The sequence below is a fragment of the Paenibacillus sp. J22FR83 genome, from assembly GCF_059691955.1.
Genome location: NZ_JCAUAM010000004.1, coordinates 306,480 through 332,743, shown reverse-complemented (window position 1 = coordinate 332,743; position 26,264 = coordinate 306,480). Strand labels below are relative to the sequence as shown.

The 26,264-nt window shown below is 45.8% G+C and carries 17 protein-coding genes and 2 pseudogenes; 2 read left to right on the top strand and 17 right to left on the bottom strand.

Features of this window, described 5'->3' with window-relative positions:
* The first annotated feature begins 150 nt into the window (after positions 1 to 150).
* A complete protein-coding gene (locus AC58PV_RS09960; RefSeq protein ID WP_497432095.1) occupies positions 151 to 1,824 on the top strand; it encodes a glycosyl hydrolase in 1,674 nt (557 codons plus the stop codon).
* A 173-nt stretch (positions 1,825 to 1,997) separates the two neighbouring features.
* On the opposite strand, the gene AC58PV_RS09955 is transcribed toward AC58PV_RS09960, so the two are convergent.
* Positions 1,998 to 2,666 (bottom strand): hypothetical protein, encoded by a 669-nt coding sequence (locus AC58PV_RS09955; protein WP_497432094.1) that lies wholly within the window; start codon positions 2,664 to 2,666, stop codon positions 1,998 to 2,000.
* Between the two features lie 105 nt (positions 2,667 to 2,771).
* Between AC58PV_RS09955 and AC58PV_RS09950 the strand changes: the two genes are divergently transcribed.
* Positions 2,772 to 3,887, top strand: coding sequence for an AbrB family transcriptional regulator (locus AC58PV_RS09950; protein WP_497432093.1), 1,116 nt, complete (start codon positions 2,772 to 2,774; stop codon positions 3,885 to 3,887).
* Positions 3,888 to 3,908: 21 nt separating this feature from the next.
* On the opposite strand, the gene AC58PV_RS09945 is transcribed toward AC58PV_RS09950, so the two are convergent.
* The 16 genes and pseudogenes from AC58PV_RS09945 to AC58PV_RS09870 all read right to left on the bottom strand — a co-directional run bounded on the left by AC58PV_RS09945 (position 3,909) and on the right by AC58PV_RS09870 (position 26,263).
* Positions 3,909 to 4,457, bottom strand: a complete 549-nt coding sequence (locus AC58PV_RS09945) for a GNAT family N-acetyltransferase (RefSeq protein WP_497432092.1) — start codon at positions 4,455 to 4,457, stop codon at positions 3,909 to 3,911.
* Entirely contained in the window at positions 4,447 to 5,157 is a 711-nt protein-coding gene (locus AC58PV_RS09940) for an aspartate/glutamate racemase family protein (RefSeq protein WP_497432091.1), read from the bottom strand. Before AC58PV_RS09940 ends, AC58PV_RS09945 begins: the two co-directional genes overlap by 11 nt.
* A gap of 19 nt (positions 5,158 to 5,176) precedes the next feature.
* Complete coding sequence (locus tag AC58PV_RS09935) at positions 5,177 to 5,740, bottom strand: MOSC domain-containing protein (protein ID WP_497432090.1); 564 nt, start codon at positions 5,738 to 5,740, stop codon at positions 5,177 to 5,179.
* A gap of 170 nt (positions 5,741 to 5,910) precedes the next feature.
* Positions 5,911 to 6,861 (bottom strand): methylenetetrahydrofolate reductase, encoded by a 951-nt coding sequence (locus AC58PV_RS09930; RefSeq protein ID WP_497432089.1) that lies wholly within the window; start codon positions 6,859 to 6,861, stop codon positions 5,911 to 5,913.
* Positions 6,862 to 6,963: 102 nt separating this feature from the next.
* Positions 6,964 to 7,728, bottom strand: a complete 765-nt coding sequence (locus AC58PV_RS09925) for a sugar phosphate isomerase/epimerase family protein (protein ID WP_497432088.1) — start codon at positions 7,726 to 7,728, stop codon at positions 6,964 to 6,966.
* A 171-nt stretch (positions 7,729 to 7,899) separates the two neighbouring features.
* Positions 7,900 to 8,766 carry an MBL fold metallo-hydrolase gene (locus AC58PV_RS09920; protein ID WP_497432087.1) on the bottom strand — a complete coding sequence of 289 codons (867 nt, stop codon included), beginning with the start codon at positions 8,764 to 8,766 and terminating at the stop codon, positions 7,900 to 7,902.
* A gap of 38 nt (positions 8,767 to 8,804) precedes the next feature.
* Positions 8,805 to 9,048, bottom strand: a pseudogene (locus AC58PV_RS09915) (DUF4153 domain-containing protein); the annotation flags it as partial.
* 55 nt (positions 9,049 to 9,103) lie between these two features.
* Positions 9,104 to 9,582 (bottom strand): annotated as a pseudogene (locus tag AC58PV_RS09910) (DUF2975 domain-containing protein).
* A 146-nt stretch (positions 9,583 to 9,728) separates the two neighbouring features.
* Positions 9,729 to 11,594, bottom strand: coding sequence for a hypothetical protein (locus AC58PV_RS09905; protein ID WP_497432086.1), 1,866 nt, complete (start codon positions 11,592 to 11,594; stop codon positions 9,729 to 9,731).
* 392 nt (positions 11,595 to 11,986) lie between these two features.
* Complete coding sequence (locus AC58PV_RS09900; protein ID WP_497432085.1) at positions 11,987 to 12,130, bottom strand: hypothetical protein; 144 nt, start codon at positions 12,128 to 12,130, stop codon at positions 11,987 to 11,989.
* A gap of 186 nt (positions 12,131 to 12,316) precedes the next feature.
* Complete coding sequence (locus tag AC58PV_RS09895; RefSeq protein WP_497432084.1) at positions 12,317 to 13,372, bottom strand: SGNH/GDSL hydrolase family protein; 1,056 nt, start codon at positions 13,370 to 13,372, stop codon at positions 12,317 to 12,319.
* A gap of 5 nt (positions 13,373 to 13,377) precedes the next feature.
* Complete coding sequence (locus tag AC58PV_RS09890; RefSeq protein ID WP_497432083.1) at positions 13,378 to 13,500, bottom strand: hypothetical protein; 123 nt, start codon at positions 13,498 to 13,500, stop codon at positions 13,378 to 13,380.
* A 51-nt stretch (positions 13,501 to 13,551) separates the two neighbouring features.
* On the bottom strand, positions 13,552 to 15,981 hold the full coding sequence (locus AC58PV_RS09885; RefSeq protein WP_497432082.1) for a hypothetical protein: 2,430 nt from the start codon (positions 15,979 to 15,981) through the stop codon (positions 13,552 to 13,554).
* Positions 15,982 to 16,256: 275 nt separating this feature from the next.
* Positions 16,257 to 21,896 (bottom strand): Ig-like domain-containing protein, encoded by a 5,640-nt coding sequence (locus AC58PV_RS09880; protein ID WP_497432081.1) that lies wholly within the window; start codon positions 21,894 to 21,896, stop codon positions 16,257 to 16,259.
* A 318-nt stretch (positions 21,897 to 22,214) separates the two neighbouring features.
* Complete coding sequence (locus AC58PV_RS09875) at positions 22,215 to 23,759, bottom strand: ABC transporter substrate-binding protein (RefSeq protein ID WP_497432080.1); 1,545 nt, start codon at positions 23,757 to 23,759, stop codon at positions 22,215 to 22,217.
* 155 nt (positions 23,760 to 23,914) lie between these two features.
* On the bottom strand, positions 23,915 to 26,263 hold the full coding sequence (locus AC58PV_RS09870) for a helix-turn-helix domain-containing protein (RefSeq protein WP_497432079.1): 2,349 nt from the start codon (positions 26,261 to 26,263) through the stop codon (positions 23,915 to 23,917).
* Position 26,264: the final 1 nt, after the last annotated feature.

The window sequence follows — 26,264 nt, the reverse complement described above, 5'->3', positions numbered from 1 at the left end:
ATCCATAACTAGTTTCCAAAAAAATCAGACTACTCTGCTCCTGAAAGCATTTACAATAAAACCATCTGCATAGGAGGAGGGACGATTAAAAGCCATATGGTCAATTGAAGTTTCATCGTACTCAAACATCCATTAAGGAGGAAATGAATAATGAGAAAAATACGTTTGTCCAAGTTGGTAGTTGCTGCACTCATTGTTGCTCTACTCGGTTCCTGCTTACCCTGGTTAGGTGGAACTTCTGCCTATGCCGCAACCCCTGTTAATCCTAATGCGACACAATCTGTACAAAATGTACTGAATTATTTTGATACCGTCCAAACAAACAACCAAATCATCTCTGGACAATACGTACGAGGGCAAAACTATGGCTACTTAGAGACCGATCACCTCTACAATGTAACGGGTAAATATCCAGCGATGATTGGTTATGATCTGCTTTACAATGTAACAAATGCTGACGATCTCGCAAAATGGCGATCTTTCATAGTCGATCATGCGACAGATTATTGGAAGAAGGGCGGTCTTGTCACCCTTTCTTGGCATGAGACGAACCCCTTGGATACCACAGCAGATGCTGGCGGATGGAATAGTGTAATCAGTTCCATGTCACAAGCGGATTTCGACTCGCTTACAACCCCTGGAACGACCTTATATAACAAATGGTTAGCGCATATTGATACAATGGCGGGCTATTTGAAATCGCTTCGGGATCAAGGCGTTGTCGTACTATGGCGGCCCTATCACGAGATGAATATCGGCTTCTGGTGGGGCGGTAAGTCAGCTCCAAGTTACAAAAAGTTATGGCAAAATATGTACGATCGCTACACCAACTATCATGGATTGAACAACCTCCTATGGGTGTGGGCTCCAGGACGTGATGATAACAATGCCGTTACCAGCAATTATTACCCAGGTTCCTCCTATGTAGATCTCGGTGGAGCTGACATCTATACGCAAGCACGTGGAGATGCCAAATTCACAAATGGAAATAGTGAGTTAGCCACTGTTCTAGGCAATAAACGTTACGGTTTGTCCGAAGTCGGTTTGCTTCCTTTGGAATCTGCCATTCAGACGAATTTTGACTACACCTGGTTCCTCACGTGGGCAATCGGTTGGGCAGACAATCAATTCTATGGATACCCCGCTGCAAATGGACCTGGCAATGACACGTACACGATCCAAACTTTTTATAGTAATGCCGTTACGATCACCAGGGATGAAGTTCCAGCGCTCGGAAGAACGCTTTCTTCGGAAAGTATCATTTTCAAGGATGCTATGAATGGCTACTCGGCTGCGGGAGTCTCCCCCTCCAATTGGACGACAATGACCACTGGGGGCACTGTTACCGTGCAGAATGTCCCAACAGTGGGACTTGCAACCGGTCCTGATCGAAGCATGAAAATCAATAAAACCAGCACAACGAATGCCGCCACTGCCGAGAAAACATTCACCCCACAGACTGGCATCGTGACCTTCAAAGCCACCTTGCGGACAGAGGATGCCAATTGGAAAGACTTCATTGTCTACGACAGTTCGAGCAGAGCAGCCTTGCATATTGGACTACAAGGAAACTACATCAAGGTGTATGATGGTGCAACTACGCTTTCGAGTATCGAACCTATCACCAACGGCAGCTGGTATGATATCAAAGTCATCATGAATACCGCTACCAAAAAATTCGACCTCTATGTAAATGGAGCAAAAAAAGCCAATCAATTGGGCTTCAAAAATTCAGCAGCGTCTGACGTCAGCCGGTTGAAAGTAGGCGTCGCTGGCGATACTACAGGCATTTTGTATATGGATAATGTGTTTATAACTAAGTGAGGCGGATGGCGAGAGCGAATGTGCGTGGGAAAGGCACCGATGGACTCAGAGATAGTCGATTTTTTCGACTATCTCACTCCGAAAGGCGCCGACTCACACGAGATAGTCGATTTTTTCGACTATAAGCGACTGATTTTCCCTGGTCAACGCCAATTATCTTCAAATGCTTCAACTTAATCAAGTTCCTTCAAATCGCCCACATAATAAGCAAACACTTGATCAATCGGTTTAAAATACAAATATCCATCCTCTTCCCATGGCTGAAAATGCAGATCCATTCGTGAATCGGTCCAATTCTCAGGTGTCCCTTTCGTGCTTAGACGCCCAGCAACGATAGGTTCCTCCACTACTTTTGGGAATTCTTGATAACCGAATAACAGGTTTTCGTGCATCGCAATAATTTCATACTTTTCTCCATGAAAAGCACGTTCCTCTTGCAGTTGGTAATGATAATAGATGTAGCTGCTCACCATCTCAGGTTTCAAATGCGCAACCCTTCCGACTCGGGATACGACGGGCTCTTTTCTTAACCAATGCTCAGTGCTTGCTGGCTCGTTAAAATGAAAAACATCGACCATTAAGATCCATTTACGAGGCTGTTCTTGTCCTGGCCATTCCATCAGGTAAGAGTCCGCAGCCCCAGCTACTTCATCTGGCAACACCTCGCGGTCCACACACTCATAGTAGAGGAATACATTGTCCCGCCATACGTAGGCTGCAGCAGTCATTAACTCACCTTGAGCAACTAACAATTGGACATGTTTGTCTAGTTCTAGCGCTTTTACGCCTATATCCTTCATTCCTGTTTGCCATATGGCACGATACATCTTTCTTACAATCATGATGACTTACCTCGACCTTCTGTATGGGTTTTAATCCCTAATTTGAACCCTTAGTATAACTGTGCTAACATAAGTACAGTTCTGCCAAGGTGGTGAATTAGTTCCATGTTGCTCAATAAACTCTCCTTACTACAACCCATTAAATTGATTGTAGCGCTCATTACTGCCCTGCTAGGTGGTTACTTGTTCAAAGTATTACATATTCCTATCCCCTGGCTGCTAGGACCTATGATCGCGGTATTAATAGGTTCCAATATTTTCAAACATCGCTATGCGTGGCCTACCTCGATCAGAAATGCAGGACTTATCATTGTCGGATATACGATTGGTCTCTCCATGACCGCGACAGCTTTACATGAAATGGCGATTCAGCTGCCTTCCATGCTGCTCATGACACTGCTTCTAATGCTACTCTGTGTATGTCTTGCTTACTTCCTATCCAAGCTATCACCTATTAACTTCAAAACGGCTTTACTCGGAAGTATCCCTGGCGGTCTTACCCAAATGGTTATCTTGGCTGAAGAGACAGAAAGCATTAATCTTACAATTGTGACCGTCATGCAAGTTATTCGGCTCATGATGATTGTTATCTGTGTTCCCTTGTTGGTATTTAGTCCGATCATGGGGAATCAGCATGCAACCCAAACGCTAATTCAATCGGTAACGACTTCGACTGCTAGCTGGGGTAACTTAGTACCGAATATATTCATTTTTGCCGTTGTCAGCATCAGTTGCGCACTCCTAGGGCATAAAGTCAAATTTCCAACTGCCTTTTTACTCGGCCCTGCCTTCAGTACGGCCATCATTCAACTCATTGGGCTCCATGGCCCAGCGCTGCCAACCAGTATAATTAATGCAGCCCAAGTCATGATTGGTATCCAGGTGGGTTTAATGCTCAAGCCTGCTCAACTTAACCACAAGTTTCAAATCATATCGCTATCAATCGGCAGTAGTCTAGTCCTTCTATTAGGCTCGTTTGGGCTTAGTTATATCTTTATGCAGCTGCATGCTATCTCCAAATCAACGGCTTTACTTAGTCTAGCACCAGGTGGCATGGACCAAATGGGGATCATCGCTAACGAAATTAATGCTAATTTATCTGTCGTTGTTGGCTATCAGTTATTTCGCACTTTTTTCATATTCTTCGCGGTTCCACCACTATTACGCATGCTCTTCACATACAGCGCAAACAAAAAGAAGATTAGAAATAGCCCCTCCTAATCAAGGAGTGGGCTATTCTTATTACCCTCTCCCACGATAAGCTTTCTCATGGTACTCGGTAATAATATCGAACAATTGTCTCCCATCATACGCATCGATCGAACCTAAGCTCATATACATGGCCCGATAGGTCTCCGGAACCCAAATGTAGGTATGGACGTAGTCGGTCAAATGGAAGCCGGCTCTTTCCCAGAATCGAATCCGATCTGCATTTTCCATGGATATTTCAGCCTCGACCTCAATGACAATGCCCTGACATTTCGCCTCATTCGCCGCCCAATTTCGAATATCACGCATACATGCCAAACCGACTCCTTGACCTCGCTGCTCTTGACGGACGGCGATATAATCAATAATAAGCATACGTGCTTTCGCATTCAACGCAGTAAGGGCCATTGCCACGACTTTGTCATCTTTTCGCCATGTATGCAGCATACAAATGCCTCGTTCAAACATGCTTCGAATAAGCTTACGATTCTTTCTTCCATGTTCAGGAAAGGCTTCTTGATATACAGGCTCCGCTTCCTCCCACAGTGCTTCATCCCACCGAGTCGTTATCTCATGAATCATACTCGCCATCCCCTAATGCATAATCAACCGCAGATTCAGCATGAAGTTTCGTTGTATCGAATAAGGGAACCGGCACGTCTTCTTGAGCTATTAAAAGTGTAATTTCCGTACAGCCCAATATGACCGCTTCAGCCCCTTCACTCACTAAATTTCGGATGATCTCCATATAAGATAGCTTGGATGCCTCTTTTATCGTTCCAAGACAAAGCTCCTCGTAAATGATATCATGGATGATTTTCCTTGCGTCCGCTGGAGGGACAAGAACTTCTAGATCAAACTTGTCCACAAGTCTTCCTTTGTAGAAATCTTGTTCCATCGTAAAGGCTGTGCCAAGCAAAGCGACTTTCTTAATCCCAGCCTTTACAATCTCCTTCGCAGTTGCATCAGCAATATGAAGTAACGGGATGGGTACAGCATCTTCAACTTCTTTGGCCATCTTGTGCATCGTATTCGTACAAATGACAATGCAATCCGCACCAGCGGTAGCCAGTCTTTGAGCAGAATCGATCATCATACCAGTAGCTTCTTCCCATTTCCCTTCAAACTGAAGCGTTTTAATCTCATGAAAATCTACGGAATACATCAGACTTTTGGCCGAATGATGTCCACCTAGCTTTTCCTTTACTCGCTGATTGATGATTTGGTAATACAGTAAAGAAGACTCCCAACTCATACCGCCTATTAATCCGATTGTTTTCATACCAATTCCCTTTCATTCTTTATACGCGTTCGAGCGGTCGGTAGGGCTCTGTTGGTAAGATAACGCGGATTTCATCTCCAACTCGCACTTCTCCCCCCGTTAACACAACACCCATCACTCCGGCCTTACGGATCAGATTTCCATCTGCATCATGGTCCAAAACCGCTTGCAGCAACCCTGCTTGAAAGTTATCGATCTGCACACAAGGATTACGAAGTCCTGTAATCTCAATGACAGCATCTACTCCGATGGTTAGCTTGGTACCGGTTGGCAGTCCGAGTAAATCTATACCACGGGTTGTAATATTTTCACCCAACTGACCAGGTTCCACAAGAAAACCCGAACGGACTAATTCGTCAAATAACTCTGAATGAATGAGGTGAACCTGGCGAAGATTCGGTTGATCCGGATTTTGCGCAACACGTGAGCGATGCTTTACCGTCTTTCCCATGTGTGCATCGCCTTCCACACCTAGTCCAGCCAAGAGACTAATGCTATCGAAAGTCTGTTTACTAAAGGAATGTGTAGCATATCGACTGGTTGACAGAACTTCTCCAATTTGAGATTCATGGTTTATGGCCAAGCTTAGCTCATCCTCTCCGATTTAAAAAACTCTTTTAACCCCATTTTACTTCCAATCCTACATAAAGCCAACTCGCGTTGACAATGCCTGATCTATTTCAAAACGATTCGCTCTAAATAAAAAGAAGAAGCAACTGCTCACGCAGAGCTGCTCCTTCTCCTTGCATTCCCTCAAAAAACAAACGATGATCTCATTTTCTTCTCCATCATCGCTTTGATCTCATGTACCAATTGAATCGAAGCTTCAATTTCAACTTTGCGTGTGGAGACACTCTCGACACTGCACCCAATCGGAATCCCTTTTTCCAAACCGAACTCGAAAATTTCTTCAAAAATTTGTTGAGAAACCGAGACAGATTTGTCTAGGACATCCTGTGAGTACTTCAAATCATTTTCCAACCATTTCGGTATCGAGATCCCGAGCCATTTCATGAATGCCAGGGTTTTCGTTGAACCGCAAGGCGCAATATTCATAAGGATCGGCACCATTTCGAGATTATGCTCTTTGCAATGATAATAATAATCCGATAAGAAATTTTTCGAAGCTTCTACATTATAAGTCGCTTGAGAAATGAAGAATTGACTGCCACTTGCTATTTTGTTAATCATTCTAAGATGCTCGTCATCTTTTTTCATATGTCTTTCTGGGATTACGACTGCTCCTAAAGTTAACTTATCATTCAGTTTCTTGCTTAATTCATACGCTTCGGGAAGACCCATTTGCACTTCTTGCTTACTGGATGACGCCCCCACAAATACGGAGAATCTCTCCTCGTCAAGATCACCTTGAATCCACTCCGCCAACTGTTCCTCTGTGTATTTCCCTACACAACGATAAATAATTTTGGGGATATTTAACTTACTCAAATATGTCTTACTGTACGTCGTCGGGTCAACTGTCTGTAGATAAGGAAATGGCCGATCTTGATCAATGCGATCACTTTCTTCCTGGACATCGTAGAGAATTAAGCCATCTATTTGTAGTTTCTGAAGTCGCTCACATTGTTTTTGTGAAATTTCAGCCATTTTCTCAAGCGAATGTGTTTCCTTCGGAGGCGTCATTCCATAGGTTATGATACCCGGCTCTCTTCGAAGTATTTTGTCCTTTAACAATTGCGTCACAACCTTATCTGCCTAATTCCCGATAAATCAATTCATATGTAATTACTCGGTATTATATATTTCGACTCCTTTTTGCTAAATCCTTTTCTAGCTGATGGGACACTATAGGAACTTCTCTCTCATAAAAGCCAAACTTGCCGCAAGTTCATTCTCTGGATCATGAACGGTACACTCCCCAGAAATCATCCCCGCATAACCGGATGCTTTGAGCGTGGCCGCGAAGTGCTCATACGGATATTGCCCTGTGCCTGGCGATAATCGCCCTGTATCCGCTAGATGGATATGCTGAAGCCAATCCTTATTGTCAATCAAGGTAGATATCGGATCCTGCTCCTCATCCATATGATAGAAATCGGCCAAAACCCGAATCGTCGGTAGGTTAACTTGCTTGGCCAACATCACAGCTTCTGAAACCGTATTCACAATGTTGGACTCCTTCTGATTCAGGGGCTCAATGGCTAGTGTAACACCTGTTCCGGAGAACTCTTCCCCGATACGTGAGAGTAGCTGAAGAAGTTGCTGCTCGCCGCGGTTCCGTTCCCAACCATCTGGAATGTGACGTGCTTTTCCACTGCCGAGAACAGCCGTTGTAGCGCCAATTTTATGTAAAGCGCTTGCAGCTTTGTGGACATACCGTCGAATTCTCTCTTCATCGGCCTCTGGACCGACCACCTTCAAGTCACCTGGGAAAAATATACTGAATGCCTGTACCGGGAGTGGACTGTTCAAATACATGGGAAGTTTGGTGGCGAAATCCGCCTCATCTTCTAAATTTAAGGCTACGAGCGCACATTCGATATAATCAAAACCAATATGTTTGAGTCTCTCCGCTTCTTGAATCCCACTGCACCATCCGAATGTGTACATGTACATTCCTCCCTAACGGCTTGTATGATCTTACTCCTTATAAATATACCAAAAAACAACCTCGAGGTGGATGTCTAATTGTCTTTTCAGCGGGATATTTTATATATAATCCTCTTTAAACTACCAAAAGAGTTGCCGCTAGGCAACTCTTCTACAAGTATTACATTGCAATTATTTAAAGTAAATAAATCGCTCTCCGGCGGACATCATATGGAACTTCTGGGCTGGATAAGTATGGAATAAATAATCGACGAAGTAAGCCGGGTTATCTCGATTGTTGGAAAACATATCAAAATGGATTGGAATGAGAAGATCACTTCCAATCTCCACACCGAAATCAGCTCCTTCACGGAAGTTCATGTTGCCTACAATCCCTCTGGAAGTTCGTGCATAATCCCCTCCGTTAATCGGCAGAAGTGTAACGTGAGGTTGAAATTTCTTGGCATGCTCGATCAACTCAGGTGTGACAACCGTGTCTCCTGTATGGAAGATTCTAACCCCATTAATTTCGATAAAATAGCCCAAATACACTTGATTCCCATCCTCATCTGTCTCATACGCTGTGTGCGCACAAGCTACAGGGGTAATGGTCATACCATGTCCCGTGATGACTTGTTCTTGCTTAGCAGCTATGATTCGGCTCCCATCTACGTCGATATCTTGCAGCAAATTCACATGTGACGCTGGAGCAACGAATTTGGTCTCTGGGTGTGCCTCAGAAACACCCTTGATCGTAGTTAAATCCATATGATCATTATGGAAATGCGTGAGCAATACGATGTTTACATCGAGCTCCTGAGGCGTAAGCGGCGGAGGAATTTCCCTTTTAAATTCCGTATCCGGATTTTCCAATTCAATTGAATAACTTAGATAGGGATCAATACAAATAACTTCGTCTGAACTGCCGCCTTTAATCAACGCCCCAGCTTGACCCAAACTCCAAATGGCAACCCCATCCACAGGGACCTGCGTACGTTGAATTTCCTTCAACAGCGATTCTCCAGCATTGTAAATAGGTCTTAAACGTTCTCTTCCCATGTCGGTTACACTCCATTAGTATCACTATATTATTTGAAAATGAAAAGAAACGTAAATGCAACAAAAGCAGCCCAAATCAATATATTGACTCCTAGAACAGCAATTCGGTTAGGCGTAATCCCATAAGAGGAAAGTCTGAACGCGATGGCTGATAAGGCCACGCTATCAATTATAAATGCTAGCACAAGTAAAGCAAAGTTTATATAATCTGAAATATTCTTTTTTCGCATCTGTGCCACTTTCTGTAATGGAGAAAATGGTAGCGGCTAGTACACAAAGCAGTTTCCTTTTGGCCAGCATCACATCAATATTGATTATTATCGCCATTTCATTCACCTCAGACGATGAAGTCATTTTCTGATTTGATATCGATCGCTTCTTGCAAAAGCCTTTGAAGAACGGCGAAAACAGTAATTACACTGGAAGCAAATATAAAGCTCAATCCAATAACGATGAGTCCAGGAGCGTCGTCTCTCTCCGCAATGAGATAAAAGAGCGGCAAGACTAGCACATATAAGATACTGATTGTGTTTGCACAGTATTTGATATTTTTCAATGCTTTTACAGATAATTCGGAGAAGGCAACGTTCTTATCGATATAACTTAACAGCTTGAAAGCCTGATAGAAGGCAAAGTAAAAGGGTATCGCCGTTGCATAGATATCAAGGTAAAAGAGATATTGCAGATAAGTCTTACCTGGATATAACTCTACGGCATATCTTCCAAACTCCGGCACCACGAATATGCACAATGCAAGTACAGGGAGGCCAATAAGTATAACTGGATTTTCGAGAATAATGTTGATCCTTGTTTCACCAAAAGCACCTCTTTCATAATTATTGATTTGAATTTACAATAATAATTTATCGTTTTGTTATTGTTTTACTGCTTTTTTTAAAATGGAAAAAGAGTGTCCCCGCCACATACTTGGCTTTAGAGGCACTCTCGTATCCAATTATCTTCTACTCCATGACATGGATAGACAACAGCTTGCCATCTACCTTAGATTCCTTGAACGTTATCGGTATAACGCCATCAGGGAACACTACCTCTAGATGGTAAGCACCGACCTTCTCCTCCTTGTTATCAAATGTCTCTGTGACTTCATATCCCCCTTGCATGCCTGCTTTTGACAGCAGCTCTAGGAAATTAGGCAAGCTTGCATCTTGATATCGACGATGTAGGTTATCCGTCCACGTTTGGATATCCCATTCAGGTGCTTTCACATCTACGCCGGACTTCCGCATCGTCTCAAGCAGATTTACGACCGTACGTCCATCTCCCTCCTGCATAGCAGCAGCAAGTGCAAAGTAAGCTCGGTTAAACATTGCAGTGTCATTCAATTGATTTTTGGCAGCCAGTATGTTGAACATGTGATCGGTACGTTGATCTGCAGTGAACCAATAGGTGTGGAAATCCATTGGATTCACTGGACTGGTTCCTGTGATCACATATTTCCCGTCATCCGAAATCCGGAATACAGGCGAAATATCGAAGCGTGTTGGGTATTGTATAACAAATATTTGACTGCCATCTCCACTGACCATGATTTGTACGGATAATGGCTCACGCGGCTCCACGTCACCTGGCAGAATCGAAGATGAGCCTCTCAAACTAGAATAATAAACATGGCCATCCATAGTGGTCTCTTTGACTAGCCGATACATCAACTGGCTCTTGTGCATGATTGGCTTCACGTCGATTTGAGTTGAGTTCCCTTGTGCTGTACGAATATTCTCATCCAACTGCCACGTGATCTCTGCTATGCCTCGCAATTCTTCTGGCTTTCGATCGCCGGTTAAATCTGGAATCTTCATTGCAATCCTGTAGTCGGCTGATTGCCACAAATACGCTGTATACCTCGTCTTAGACGCATAGTACACATCGGAGAAACTTGTCAGATACGAAATACCTTCGATCTGTTTTTTAATACCGAAGTCGAACATCTTTAAGTGCTTTCCAGAAGCAGTACATATTCCTGTGAAGAGTAACGCTGGAATTAGCAGCACAATCAAAGCGTTGACCATGCCATGAGTTCGAATTTCATCTTTGGGCTGAATTGTACGCTGCTGCTCAGGGGTAATCCTAAGCTTCTCTGCTAGTATTTGCATAAGCTTGCCGATCAACAAAGTTCCCACACATGCGTATGCAAGCAACGGTACTGCGTATCCCCACGGTGGTGTTAGTGAACGGAACAAACTCACAAGTAGCGTGCAAATCATCGCAAGCAACGCGAGTGGCAGCATGGCACCAAAATTTCGCCTAAACGTGCCCGTAGCCTTCGCCAAAGCAGTACTGAAGCTGATATTTTCGAGAACGATTAAATATGGCGTGAGTGAATAACACATTAAAACAATGATCAAGATGATGCCAATTGGAAAAAAAGCAGCTGCGAAGAAGATCATCGCCGCGCCAGTTACGAATTGAAAAATCGTCCATGCGATCATATCGCCGAAATATTTGCGCCCATTTGCGAATAGTGGGACTTTCTCCTGGTTCAACACCCATCCTTTCAGACCGCCTAGGTACATACCTCGAATAAAACTTTGTATGCCCATTAAGACTGCAGAGACTAGGAATGCTGCTACTCCCCAAGCTGGAGTAGCTCCCCTTAGCAGCGAATATGGAACTTTCAAATCAACAAGTGAAGGCATATACAAAGGAATCGTTGCGTTAAAACCAGCTGACTGAACAGCAGCCCCTGATGGAGTTAACGTTGTCAGCGTATACGGATAGATCGAAAATCCAAAGTAAATACCGAAACTGACTGCCATTGTTATCGTAACTTCAACGAACAATACCAAAACAATCAAACGGAAATAGGCCATTTTTACCTCCTTCGATAAACAGATTCCATGAAGCGAGCTTAAACCCTTCCATTATTTGACTCATTTGGTGATTGATTGTTTCGACTTATTGTAATTAAATCTAAACGGTGTTGGTGTGGCTTCTAGGGGGCTTCGCTTATGAAATTAGTATTTACTGGAAAATATCCATCTATTTCGGAGGAATCTCCTCTAATATTCTATTTAACTGTAAAACATGTCGTTAAAACTGCCACTTTTGTTCAGATCGGGTAAAATGGTTAAAATTAACTGCGTGTTTTGAAAAAGTTGAAGTAATTATTGAAGCATTGAAAAGAGTGTAACTATTCGGGAGCTGAAAACGGCTGATCTCATCTGCACAGGCAATCTGAAATGGGACAATTCCTCCTGTTTTTCTATTGAACTTGAACGCTTGTAGAACCAGCGACTCCCACTGTTTTCTCGTCAATACGCTCCCGATGCGTCCTCTGCGTCCGCTCTTCGCCGCCATGCTCTAAACCAAACCGCGCAACAACAACTTCCTTCCCACTGTCGTCCAATGTTTATTCATCATGGATTACTACTACCCTTCATAAAAAAGAAGCAGACAACTGAGAATTCATCAGATGTCTGCTTCTTTTTGTATATTTTACATTAAATTGCATAAAAACTCTATCTTGGTAATTCTAAAACAAAACGTCTAAGCTATTCTGCAACAATTCCAATTAATTCTGTAATAAAGTTCGTCAGCTTGACGCTGCAAGACTTATTCCTTGCACGATTGTATCCTCCAATGCTTGTGCATATAGGGAATGACCATAATCATTGGGATGGTTCACATTGTTCAGAAGCAAGCTTTCCTGTTTCTTACCCGCTTCAAGCTCTGCCAGCCATAGGGATTGCAGATCGGCTACGGATACTCCGTATTGTTGGCCGAGCTCCAGTAGCTTATCGGCGTATTCGGAAACGTTGGGGCTTGCATGAATCCAAGAAGGATTCGGCAAGCAAGGTGTCAGCAAGACGATGTCTGCCGCAGTATACTTTTGGATATGCTCGATCATGACGCGAAGGTTATTCGCATATTCCACCGTCGTAACTGCGTTGACGCCAAGCTCAGTCCAATTCTGATCATTCATGCCAAAGCCAATTGTCACCAGGTCCGGCGCTTCTTCAAGCACATCCCGCTGTACACGCTCCAAGCCGTGCTCGCTCGTCTGACCGCCTATACCCTTCTCCACAACTTGAAAGCTTGCCCCTGGATATCGCGACATCAATCTTCGGACCAAAATGTGAAAAAACATGCAAGAAATACTGCTAGCTTCAGCTCCCCTGCTTATGCTGTCGCCGAAGACCACGTACCGGATAGGCTCGCCGTTTGCCATTTTCTGAGCTAGACGGCTCATTCGAAATGGCTTATGAGGGAAGGTACCCCCTACTTTCCCGGTCTCCCCCCCCTCACTGTAAACATAATCCACATATACCGTATAGTCCGAATTTCCCAAGCTGGTATATTCCCGATGATCGAAGCGGAGCACCCCATGCAAGGGATGCCCTCTCCAATCGGGAATTAAGCTGCATGCCGTTCTTTGTATCGTACCTCGCTCATAATCTACCACGTAATCCACGCCTTCAACGAAGCGAAATTCGGGTACTCTTTCGGAGCCTTCATCTAGATTTACTCCTCTCTTTCCGATTCCGCCACGCAGCATGAATGTTCCGGGCGCAATAGCTCTGTATCGCAGGGCTTGAGCCTCGTCACCAGACAGCACAATGGATTCGCCGATTTGCCTCCTCAGCATCATAGTTCTTACACCGACTCGTGCTGAATACCGAGCACCTTGGCAACCTTGCGAATTTGCGGCCAATACATTTTGTGTCCTACAGTGGATACCCTTACTCTTGCTTTTGCTCTGGGATACAGTCTAGTCATGTTTTCTCTCCTCGTATTGTATATGATTCCATCAATGTGGATGCTCTTGCACTACCACCGAATTTCAATATCTCCCGTTACACCTTCAACGCGATAGCCAGTCCCGTCAAACTTCCATCCCCAGTGGTTCGGACTGTTCAGATCGCGAAAGACAATTCGTTCGGTCAAATCTGGAACATCCCTTGGCGATAAAAAGTAAAGCGTAGCTTCGTTCAGATTGTACACTTCGATGGCTCTGCGATATTTGTAGCTCGTAATCTGAGCCTCTTTGCACGTTATGACAGCTTTCCCTTGTTGCTTCACAAAGCAGCGGACTTCATATTCGAACGTCTTGCTCAGCGCATAGGTCGCCGTAGTGCCCTCAACCAACGCCTGCGAATTGATAAAAAGCGGAGCCCCCTCCGGGAACTCGTAATGGGCATAGGTGGTATCATCTGGCTTGTGGCCGGTTACATAGTAGGCTCCGTTGCGGCGTGATATCAGACTAACGACCGTTCGACTTCCCGGCAAAGCGTAACCTCCCCGTATGCTATAACCAAAGTGCGCAAGTACCGAATGAATCAGCTTCGCTTCCGGAAAATCGGTATGGAACGTATTGCGGATTAGCCCCGCGCTTCCGCGAATCCAAGCCAAGGCCCGGTTGCTTGCACTAGATACGACTGCATAAGCTCTTTCTTGCGACCCGTCCGTAACGGTGAAGATGGCTTTCGACCCTGCCGCAATACCCCCGCCCGCCATCACTTCCCGGATACCGCCTCCGGATGTGACAGCAAGATGATGGAAGTACTCTGGCCACTCCCCCTCGTAAGTATGATCGGTACCATCAACCTTCAATTGCAATTCTCCTGAAATCGGCGTCTCCAGACGAACGTTCAGCATATCCAATACCCGCTGATCGCAATCGAACAGAGGTCCGTAAAGGATTACGCGTCGACCGGACTCTATGTACTTGATGACTGCCTCTGAGTACGCAGTTCCGGCCTTCGGCGCAGCAAGGAACAGAATCGTAGCATCGAGCGAATCACTTCTTCCATCACTACCCATTACCTCTAGGAAACTGGACGAGGAGATCACCGTATTCATCGGAAAGCTCTGATTAAGAATATCCCGCACATAGGCATCGTGAAAATAAATCTCCGGGAGCAGCTTTGGCTGCTCCTTGGCCGACCTGTCCATCTCTTCGAACGGATACACCCAAGTAACAACACCCGGTTCGTCCGGCAACGACCGGAACGCCCTATAGAAGTTGCCTGTGACTTCATACACTTGTCCCTCATCCATCCCTCCCCGATCGTCATCGATCGAAAACAATTGGATTGCCGAGGGGTGCTGCACGTTCCCGTCTGCACCAATTCTCGTTATTTTGAACGGCATCAGAATATCGAAGCCCTCAGCACCGTAATAACCGAACCAAGGGTCGGAATGAAACCAAGTATCATTGTAGTAAAACCTAAACGGATATCCCTTATCAGGATTCGTCGCCATTCTCGACATATAAACCATGAATTCCATGCCAGGGTTAATCGAACCCCAAGGGGGATTTGGAGGAGGCATCATGATATTGGCCGAACCGTACACATCTTTTATCGAGACGCCAAATACCGCCAGATCGAAGCCGATCGACGCATTCGATCCACGGATGCCGATGGGCATTCCGCCGGAATGAAGGTGGAAATCTTTCCAGAATTGGATGATTCCTTCATTAGTTAACTTAAATTTGTCAACATGGAAAAAAGCTCCGTCAAACACTTCCCCTCTAGACTCCCAAGGCGTATATCCGAAGCCTAGCCCGTTGGAAAACCATACATAATCGAAGCCGACAGCCTCACTTAAGGATCGGTACTGCTTTCCTAGAAACTCTCCGAAGCTGACGCCTGCAGCTGGAATTCCATCCGGAAAGGTTGCATATGCCGCTGAATCCTGCTGCAATTGAGCGGTTACATCGACGAATGCGCCAAAAATATCGCTAAGTCCCAAGTCCTTGCCATTCTTCATCATTTCAGGGTGAAACTTGAATTTGAAGTCGCTCTCTACGAACTCCACTCCCGCATCGATTATCGTGCCAACGATCGCCTCCTTGTGCAGAAGATCGCGCACGGACTCCTTCAGACAGCGAATAAGCAGCAGCAGGTCTCGGTATGTCCAGATCGGGAGATCTTCCCGGATGAATTCTTCGGATTGCGGATGGATGAAATTGTAGCCATGAGGCATATTGCTGCAGCCTGTTGAATTGCACCAGTTGATCGTATCCCCGAGCTCTCCCTTCCAGTTGAACACTTCATCGCCATCGCCGATAAACAACTGAAAGGCAATGATTCCTGCTTTCTTTGCAAGCGCTCTCCAGTTTTCGCACAGTACCGCGCATACTTCGCGGATAGCGGACTCCTCTACCGAGGTAAAAGGCTTGAGCGATACTTCTAGTGTCAGACGCTCATATGAATAAGTTGATGCGGTTTGCTTGGATGGAAATGGTTGGTACATCTTGTTGGATCTCCTCCTCATTGAGTGATTGATAATCCGGATTGTCAGGAATAATTTCCCGCTTCGGAGATGGATGCATTCCTTAAGGTCATCATAAATAAACGCTAATGACAGGGCTACGCCAATAATGAACAACTTTCATAAATAGTAGTGAAACCGAGTGTACAAAATCTGAACATATGCCTGAAATGTTTACATGATTGCTAATGAAAAACCGCCAGGATCGAATCCTGACGGTCTCCTTTTCGCTTATTGATATTCCCCCGGCGATTTGATTACAATTTCGTCACCAGAATGACGAAGTCAAGGATGTCGATCACGCCGTCCTTATTTAAATCCGCCCGTTTGACCGAATCCCAAACCGCATCCTGTGAAGATTTTCCGTAACTGGCAGCCATAATGCCAGCATCGCCGATTCGGAATTGACCATCTCCATTGAGATCACCCTCAAGCACCGTTATGACGGAATTCTGAAATGCGTTTAGCGCAATCTGCAGCAGATCAGCCGCCTGATCCACTTCCGGCTGCAAGGCATCTGCATTACTTGCAACTAGGATGGCTATGTTTATGAAAGCCAGGAGATCATCCTTGCTGCCAGAAGGATACTGGCCAAGTCCTTCGCCCTCTACCGCTGCGTCATGCGCGGCTTGCGAGCTTTCAATCAGCCCCAGCAATGCAGCCTTGTTTACGACAACGATCTGCACTGTGTAAGTGCTTGCTTCCAAAGGCATCTCCTGTCCGTAACCATTAGCCACAATAACCTGTTGTAACACAATCGAGGAGGACACCGTTTCAACAGTCTGTTTCGCCAGCCAATTCAAAGTGAGAATATCGCTGTTCGCAGTAATCGCGTTGGTGGCACCTTGTGATATGGCTACAATTCGAACCTGACCACTCACGCTCGTATCGGTTAGGGCAATGGCGATACCGGCTTTTAACGGAATTGCTGACACGAATTCCAGTTGACTTGGATCGTAAACTAAAGTAAATTCCTGAGCGTAAACACTGCTATATACACTGCCCGTCACATTGCCCAAGCCGTAGGTCAGTTGGAATGAATGATTTTGCAATACCTGCGAGGTACCGGACAATATTGCTGTTGAAGGAGTCTTGACGATTACCAAGGCGCTGGCACTATAATTCCCATCGACCGTTACAGCTGTAACGGTTGCCTCTCCCGGTGCACGTGCAGTCAGATGTCCGTTTGCGTCAACAGTTACGATGCCCGTTTCACTCGATGACCAGGTTACCGATTTATTCGTTGCGTTAACAGGCTGAACACTTGCTATTAAAGTTTCTGTCGAATGCACTTGCGTATCCATGTTGACTACGGTCTGATTCAGCGTTATGCCGGACGCAGGCTCTACGGCCGGCGTACCAAACACTTCAAATTCAAGGACTCCCATTTGACCGCCTGTTTGAGTTTGCCCATCGGGCTTCAGAGCCCGAACTGCGGCATACTTCATCGATTGCGGCGCCATGGTATGAGTATATTTTACACTTCCTGCACCATTCGTGTAAGACTTCAGCACATTCCAGGTAGTCCCGTCAGATGAGCCTAACAACTCAAATTCGGTCGCATAAGCGTTCCATCCAAAGATAACCGTCATCTTATCGACGAGATAATTCTGACCCAAATCCACGATGTACTTCCATGCATAACTGCCTGAAGCTTGCGCGAATTGAGTTAGTTTGCCGTCTACTCCGTTCGACCCAGGCGCCGCCACATGGAAGTTAAGTGAAACGTTAGAAGTTGCCCGCTCTGCCCTGGTTGGACGCTTGAGCGCAATATTGCCATCCGCTGGCGGATTCACCTTCACCCTCACCTTAGCGCTGACTAACTGGTTTGGCGATTTCGCATAAATGTCCGTCCAGCCCGTACTGACAGCCGTAATCTTTCCGAGTGCGTCAACTGTTGCTACGGAATTATCGCTGGAGCTCCAAAGCAGCGTTTTATCTTCCGCATCCGCCGGCGCAACCTCTGCAATGATCGTTTCTTGCTGTCCCATATCGAGGATCAGCAGCTCGCGATTAAGCGTAATCGTGTTAATCGGCGGCACATAACCGAATACTTGAAGCTCGGCTACGCCCATCTGACCGCCCGTTTCCCCTGGCGTACTCGGTTTAATCGCTTTGATCGCCACATATCGCGCTATTTTCTCCGTCTGGAAATAGACCGCTTGAGTGACACTGGCGGCTCCGATGGCTTGAGGATTGATGACCTCCGCGTCGCCCCAATTGTCGCCATCCTGCCAGAGCAGCCAGCGGTAATCCGTTGCGTAAATGTATTCAGGGAATGTAATGGCTAAACGTCCCAGCGAGACGTTCTGCCCTAAATCTACCCTGTACGTCCAGGCATAGTCGCCGGTTGCTTGCACATAAGTGTCCACATTATTATCAACACCTGAAGATAATTTCAATGCGGATTGAAGGCCCAGTTCCTTGCTTCCGTCATTTTTCCATGCTTTGGACGATTTGAACAGTGCTAGATTGCCGCTTTCATGCGGGGCAACGGTCACCGTGATGGAAGCGCTGACGCTGCCGTCCAGCGACATGGCCGTAATTGTCGTCGTGCCCGCACTTATCGCCGTGATTTGTCCGGTTGCATTGACATAGGCAGTCGAGCTGTTCTGGCTTGCCCACTTAATCGTCTGATCGCTGTATACATTGGCACTTAACGATTGTATTTCGCCAATCCCCAATGTAATCCCGTTAACTTCTTCTCCTCCGGAATCTACAATAGCTATGCTGGTTACCCGTGGCACCCCGTACACTTCAAATTCAGCTACGCCCATCTGACCGCCTGTTTGTTCAGCTCTATCAGGTTTGATCGCACGAATCGCAGCATATCGCATAAGCTGCGGCGTTGGCAAAATGTACGGCTGCGGTTTGCCTCCTGTTCCATTCGTTTTACTTTTTATCGTGAACCAATCGTTATTATTGGTCATTGAACCCATGAGATCATATTCGGTAGCGTAGTTATTGTTATTGAATGTAGCAATAAATTTGTCCACCTGAATCACTTGCCCCAGATCCACCACATAAGCCCACGGATAACTACCTGACGCTTGAGCAAACGTGCCGACGCGCGATCCGTTCACCCCGGCAGATAATGGGGCGCCAGCATGAACGGTAAGCGGTGTCTTCATATCCGGTTTATAAGCATACATTGTAGAGCGATTCAAAGCTACATTGGCAGAACCCGTTGGGTAAACAGAAGTTAACGTCATTGAATTCCCCATGGGATAGAAACTAATATACCCGTCCTCTACAATTGGATTCACCGTATCGACGACATCGAATACTTTCTCCCCGTCTACATACATCACCAATCGGACGCCGTTCGATACATGAATCGCTCCAACCTGAATGCGTTGGGATTGCCCGCTCTTATACTGCGTGTTCGGCAATATTCCCCAACGGGCCGGGAATCCTGTAATCGTTCCGATCAACATTTCCCTGTGCCCGTCCACCCACTTCTGCAACTCCCATACACCTGAACCGAACGTAATATGATAAGCCGTATCTCCATCCAAAATGGAAAGGCCGGGATGCTGCGATCGCAACGATATTCCGTTCCAGCCTCCTAAAGTCAAATTCATATTAAATTCCAACAATTCATTGCCGAACTTGGCGCCTTCGTACGTCGTCTGTCCTCCTTTGTTGGCGACCAACCCTCCTGAAACCGACGTGAAGTTCCCCTTCCAATTCCCGAGATCGGACAACGCATCGTCTATAGGATGAAAGCTCGTATCTAGCGTCGCATTGGTCATGCTGCCTATCTTTATCACGCGTGCCGACCACGTTACTTGCGTACCATCCTCATGCGTAATGACATAGCTGACCGGCATGGTGAAATTCTGCGCGGTACCAGATGCCGGCTGAATCGATACACCTTTAATCTCAATTTCAGGAGTAAGCTGAGTCAGATTCGCTCCTTCAGGCATACAGATAAACAGCTCGTTAGTACTATTGTTAATCCGCGCTTGGCAGTTCTGTCCGGGAATCGTAAATTGAGTAATCTCGGCAAGTCCGAAATAGAAGCTATCGGAATCGCCCTGGCGTGTATATGTGCGTTCAAAAGCGGCAATCGTACCTCCCAGCGCTTCTGTTTTCAGATTTGAATAAGCGCTTTCAAGACCCGATTCATTCATAATCTGCTGAGCTTCAGCAGGCCAATTATCATTTGTAACAATGACATTGCCGGATTCCGTGTTCGCCGCAGCATTCCAAATGGGACTCGCTTCCAACGGATTAGGCTCCAGATAATTATTCGTTAACTGATTGTTTCTAATGGAAGAGTTCCATAATTTAAGTCCCCAGTAGCTTTTCTTGGTCACGTTGTCATGAATGTTGAACCATCGTGAGCCTTGATCCAGATAGATCGAAGCATCCCGACTATCTTTAAGGTCCTGAACTCCGTTGATGTAATTATGGTGGATGCTGGAATCCGGTATGGAACCGAGTATATAAATACCACCGGTATCATGAAGTGTACGTCCGGCTTTCTCAATGCGGTTATACGCAATTTGGGCATTCCGGGCAACGGTAGGTGTCGTAAAACCTCCAGCCTCTCCATTATCGATGGCCCCCCAGCCCCAGCCTACGGAAATTCCTGAATAAGGCACATCGAATATGTCATTATGCTCGATCGTTAAGGTATCTATGTAGGTGGCAATAATACCGATAACATCGAAATATTCGACGCCTATTCTTGCAATATAATTGTTAGACACATTTATATTTTTCATCGCTCTGGCGGGATTCTTTTCCGGATGATGATCCTCTCGGTCTATGCCGCCTAACATAACTGCACCTGCGGCTAAATCCTCGAACCGATTGCCGTCGATCTCGATATTCTGGCTCCCATAGTCAAAGTCAATAGCCGCAGCACCTAAATGCTGAAACACATTTCCCTCGAACTGAATATAATGGGCCGCTCTAAATGAAACAGCAGCCGGATTCTTGGCGGTCGTAGATTTATTATTCTCATAACGGTAGCCGCCTTGAAATGACACATATCCGACTACCGTGCTTGGCCCCATCCATGTCGTATATTCAAACGTAATGCCCTTAAACTGAATATGGTGAACGGGCTGATCCAACGTCCCGGTACCTTGAATCAACTTTTCTTGCGTCGGCATAATGATATCAGCTGAAGCCATATTGTCAGTTGCGCGCGGTTTATAGTACAGCTTGCGCGAGCCCGAACCGTCTATGACGCCTGTTTTGTCCAAATACCATTCCCCTTCGTCATCCAACAATTCATAGGCATTTTCAATCCAGGTGGGCTTCATGTTCGCAAATGAGCTGATGTTTTTCCAGCAGCTGCTCTTCATCGTTACAGATGTACCCGCGATGCTCTCGACTGTGCAACGATACATTTGCCAGTTGCGAAGGAAGACGACTTCGATGTCGGTCGTATTGTACCAGGATTCAATGGATTCCGGTGTAACGTAACCGATGTTCAGATTCGCCTTCCACGTAATGGGCGACTTATCGCTCATAGCACGAGTAGCGCGTTCTCCGTTTACGAACAACTGCCTGGAATCCAAATTCGGAGTACCGATCGGCATGGAAGCTTGATAAATATTTTTCTCCTCATCAAATAAGTGCCAGTTTTCAATTTGGGTTCCCCCGCTAAACACCGGGTTCGCTCCATTAGCGGCTTGGTAAATGACATAATAACCGTTAGACCCCGAGTCCGCAGTGGTTAATGTAAAGGCAGTCGGAAGAGCATATTCGCCATCCAGCAAGTTCACACTAATATCCCCGGTCATGTTGTCGTTCAAGCTCTGAACTTTATCACGCGCCTTCGTTAATGAGCAAGGATCGCTCAACGTGCACTGGGTTCCGCTTCCGTTCGGTGAAGCAAACAGTTCAGCTTGAACGGCTGCCCGAGCAGTATTTGGCAACGATGTGCCCCCAATAACCAGACAGCTCATAAAAACTAGTAATAAAAAACTTAAAATAAAAAATTTACCTTTTGATTTGCTTTTTAGCATTATTTTTCCCCTTTCTTACACTGATTAGATATTTATTCAAGTATGACTGTCAGATACATGATTGTGATTAAAAAAAAGCAAGCGCTTACATTTGTAACAATACGCGAAGTAGCTTCCAATGAATCCTCCGTATTCATAATACTCGCATCAACCCGACCGGACTACAGCTCGTTTTGTAAAGCGGACTGACCGGTCGAATCGGCGCGAATGCTTACTGCTTGCTACTTCTTACTTCGTCTTTTTCCATTCATCGATCTGCTTCTGCTTCTCTGCGATAATTTTCTCCGCACCCGCTTTGTTCATCTTGTCCAGGAATTCGGGCAGGACTTTGGCAGGATCGTCGAACCCATTGGCGAATACGTCTTGATACTGCTTCCATACGGAAGTTGTAGAAGCCAGTTCCGTCTTGACTGGGTCGGGATTGAACGAAAACCCTAACAGAGGAGACACATCGGCGCTTTCATTTAACTTTTTAGTTTCCTCGTAAGTTCCTACCTGACTGGCGTTAATGTAGTACCCGTTGAACTGATTACCGAACATCCAATCCGTATTCGGCTTGTAACCGCTGTCTTTAATTTGCTCGATGACACCCTTGTCTTTGTCCACAACTTTATAATGCTTACCTTCGATTCCGTTGCAGAGTAAATTATACAGCGCTTTGTCCGTATTAATCAGCTCCAAGAACATCATCGCTCTTTCGGGGTTTTTGGAAGTAGCGCTAATACCGGTCATCGTAGCTATAGCGCGGTTCGTCGTAATCAACGGCTTGCTGAACGCCTTGGATACGATGTCGACGCCGTACCTTTGCTTGGACTCCGCTTCACCGCCCGGCTTAATAGGCGATCCCATTCCAAACAATGTAAATGCTTCCGGATTATTCGTTCTGCGCGCCGTCTGTTGAGCGCTATCCAGCATATCCTTGGTGAAGTATCCAGCTTTTTGCCATCTGCTTTTCATTTCATAGAATTGCTTGAATTCAGGCGTTGCGTACTGGTTGACAACCTTGAGACTGCTGTCGTTCAGCTTGACCCATCCGACGGAGGGATCGTCCCCAATACTATCCATCCCCCAATAAGGAGGCTGATTGGTGAAGCCTTCTCCGGTGCCTTTGACCGCGATTTGCGGCGCGAAAGGTTCGCTCCACTTTGCCAAATAAGGCTCAAAGTCTTCGTATTTGTTCAAAGCGTTCACATCGATCTTGTACTTATCGATCGCTCTTTTATCAATCCCGACGCCGTAAGGCATCGCCACGATCTGATAGTTGATAGCGCCGTAGATTTTGCCTTTCACCCGCGTTGCCTCCCATACTTTGGTAGGTACGGAAGCTTTCAATTTAGGCGCATGCTTAGCCAGCAGGTCGTCCAGCGGGAGCAGCGATCCCTTCGCTACATTCTGGAAGTAATTGTTCAGCCACGGAGCCGTGAATATGAGATCATACGCCTCGCCTGCGGCGTTCATCGTGTTGATCTTCTGTTCGAATGCTCCACTATCCGTCGCTTTCAGGCGGATCGTCGCATTGATCTTCTCCTTGACGATCTTGTTCATCTCGTCTTCAACCGCTTGAATATCCTTCATGTTCTGCAATGCGGCACTGTAATACCAAGTCAGTTCAACCGGCGGAAGATCGGCTTTCGTTTCGACCGATTTCTTATCACCTTCTTTGGTCGGGGTTGACTCTGACGTAGACTTCGGTGAGTCCGCACTCCCACAAGCGCTTACAATCATGGTGAAGATAAGCATCATTGCAAGCAAGAATTTGTTGCGTTTAATCATTCTGTTCTGCCTCCCTATTATTTGCTGTTCTTCCCGGTAAGCCCGGTAGACAACTTGATCATATAGAAGAGTTGCAAGTTTCTAAAAGGATAAAAAGTGAATAATCTCCCTATTTCCTAACAAATCTGCGAGCCAAAAAGTCAATATTGTCTCACTTACTCGACATCTGGCTCCCCTGGTACCATATTCATGTGCTTCAACCGATAATCGCTGAAGGAAACGCCCATTTTTTTCTTGAATAACGTATAGAAATACTTCTTGTTCTCCACGCCGACCTCATCCAGTATTTGGCTAAGCGACTTATTCTCCTCGTGCAGTAGCTCCAATGCCTTGCTCACTCGAACGTCGATGATATAATCCGCCACTGATTGGCCGAACGCTTCGCGAAACAGCTTGCCCAGATAAATCTTCGACATGGTCATCTCCTGTGCAATCATGTCCAGACATAAGCCTTGATCCGCATAATGGGTCATGACATAATTTTGAATGGAATCTGCCAACACGGAGCTGCGCTTATTTTTCCTCAATGCTACGGTATCCGTAATGCGTACGAACATTTCCTCGAAGATCGCATGCACGTCTTCTAGCGTCTCCAGTCGCGGAAGCTGCTCGAGGTAGGTGTGAAAGTGGATCTGATATTTATCGATACTATTGCTTTCCATGACGCTCATCGTATTATGAGTAAAATAAAGCAAATATAAAATGTTCGACATAATGACATCGTAAGAATGCTTGGCCACCTTATCCATAATGCCTCTGAATACCTTCATAGCCTCTTCCATCCGACCGCTCACCAGCTCTTCGTAAAGCTGTTGCTCCTCCGTTGAAGTAATTCGGTATGAAGAGGTGAAAGACGTTTCGTATCGCCCCTCTAACAAATTCCCCGCGATGATTGAACCATGGCCAAGTACAAGTCTGTAGCTCAATAAGTTCATAACTTCCATATAGCTGTTGGGTAAATGAATTGGCTCGTCCTGCTTACCCCCGATCGCCGCTGTTAACGACAAACGAAGATGTTGTCCACACCAGGCTTGAATCTCCGCTATTATCGGACGGTATAAGCTCAGCAGTTCTTCATCACTTCTACTTTCGGCCTGTACGATGGCTACGAAGACACCGTCTTCAAAATCCACCATTTGGACAGGACACTTCACTGCCATCATTTCCGCAGCCACATTGCCAATGGAATAGCGAAATAGCTCCTGATCCTTGCCACTGTAATCGCCGCTGAACCGGGCATAATGATCAATTTTTAGCGCTATCATCATGTAACCGTCGTCCAGTTTCAAGGGAACCTGATATTTGACGAATAACTTTTCCATCTGATTATCATGCGGCGAGGAACTTTGCAACAAGCCTTTCAGCATATCGTTGCGGTTTGATTGAATCGAAGTCCGCGTCATTTTGAACGCTTCGGAGAACGCATTGTTCAGAAAATCCAGCTCGCTCAACCGCTCCTGGCTGGCGGAAGCAGGAGCTCCCACCAGCCACTTGACCCTGCCGACCAGATTGCGGATTGGGGAGTAGATTTGTTTGGAAATCAGGAAGGAGATGAGAAGTCCTGCGAGCAGCACTCCGATTCCGATGAGGAAAGTCGCAGCGCGTATTTTTTCAGCATTATTAACAATTCCACTGTAGGGCTCAATATGAACGAATGTCCATGCAAGGAAGTCGGACCGGACATAGGTCACCAATGACTTCTGTCCCGTGACCTCAGCTGTGAAATATCCAGCCGTGTCGACCTTCCTCCCGATATCCTGCATCAGTAGAACTGTATCGTTGCCGAATACCGGGTTGCTTCGGGAATCGAGGATCATCTCGCCACCTTGGTCAAAGATGAATGTATCTCCTTTCATAAGAACATTGTTCGAATTAAAAGAAGAGATGAGATTTTGCAAATATTCGCTCCGGATGTTTACAATAACGGCCCCGTCTACACCGGCAGACTCCGAATAATTCTCATAAATCAAATAAGTAAACAATTGAGCTTCTCTTGGGAACGCCTTCTCGCTATCGATAATACGGCGAATCGGCTTCAGTCTAAGCTCCGGGTTCGGCTTGTCCATCATGGCCGCGATTTGCCGGTCGAAAAACTGGGAGTGAGTATCTACAAGCGATTGATTATTTGAATAGAAGTGGTTCATCTTTTTATTATAAATATAGACGGAATGTACAAAGGAATTCATATTCGCGAACGTCTGGATCCGGTTCATTTCAAGAAGCAATGCTGACATGCCAATCGGTTGGTCGTTATACATCAAGGAGACTGAATTGGGGTCATTAAATACGGACAGCGCGAAGTTGCGAGCATTGTCATTCATGTAGTTAGCGCTGTAGCTTGTCTGTTTCAAGTAATTGACGCTGGACACGGAGACAGAATCTAGCAAGCGCTTCTCAAAAGTGGCATACAAAATGATAGACAATAAGATGATGACGATGCTGAGCGCCAAGGTCGTATACAGCAGCAGTTTAGCGAAGATGGATCGCGAATAAAAACTGAACATA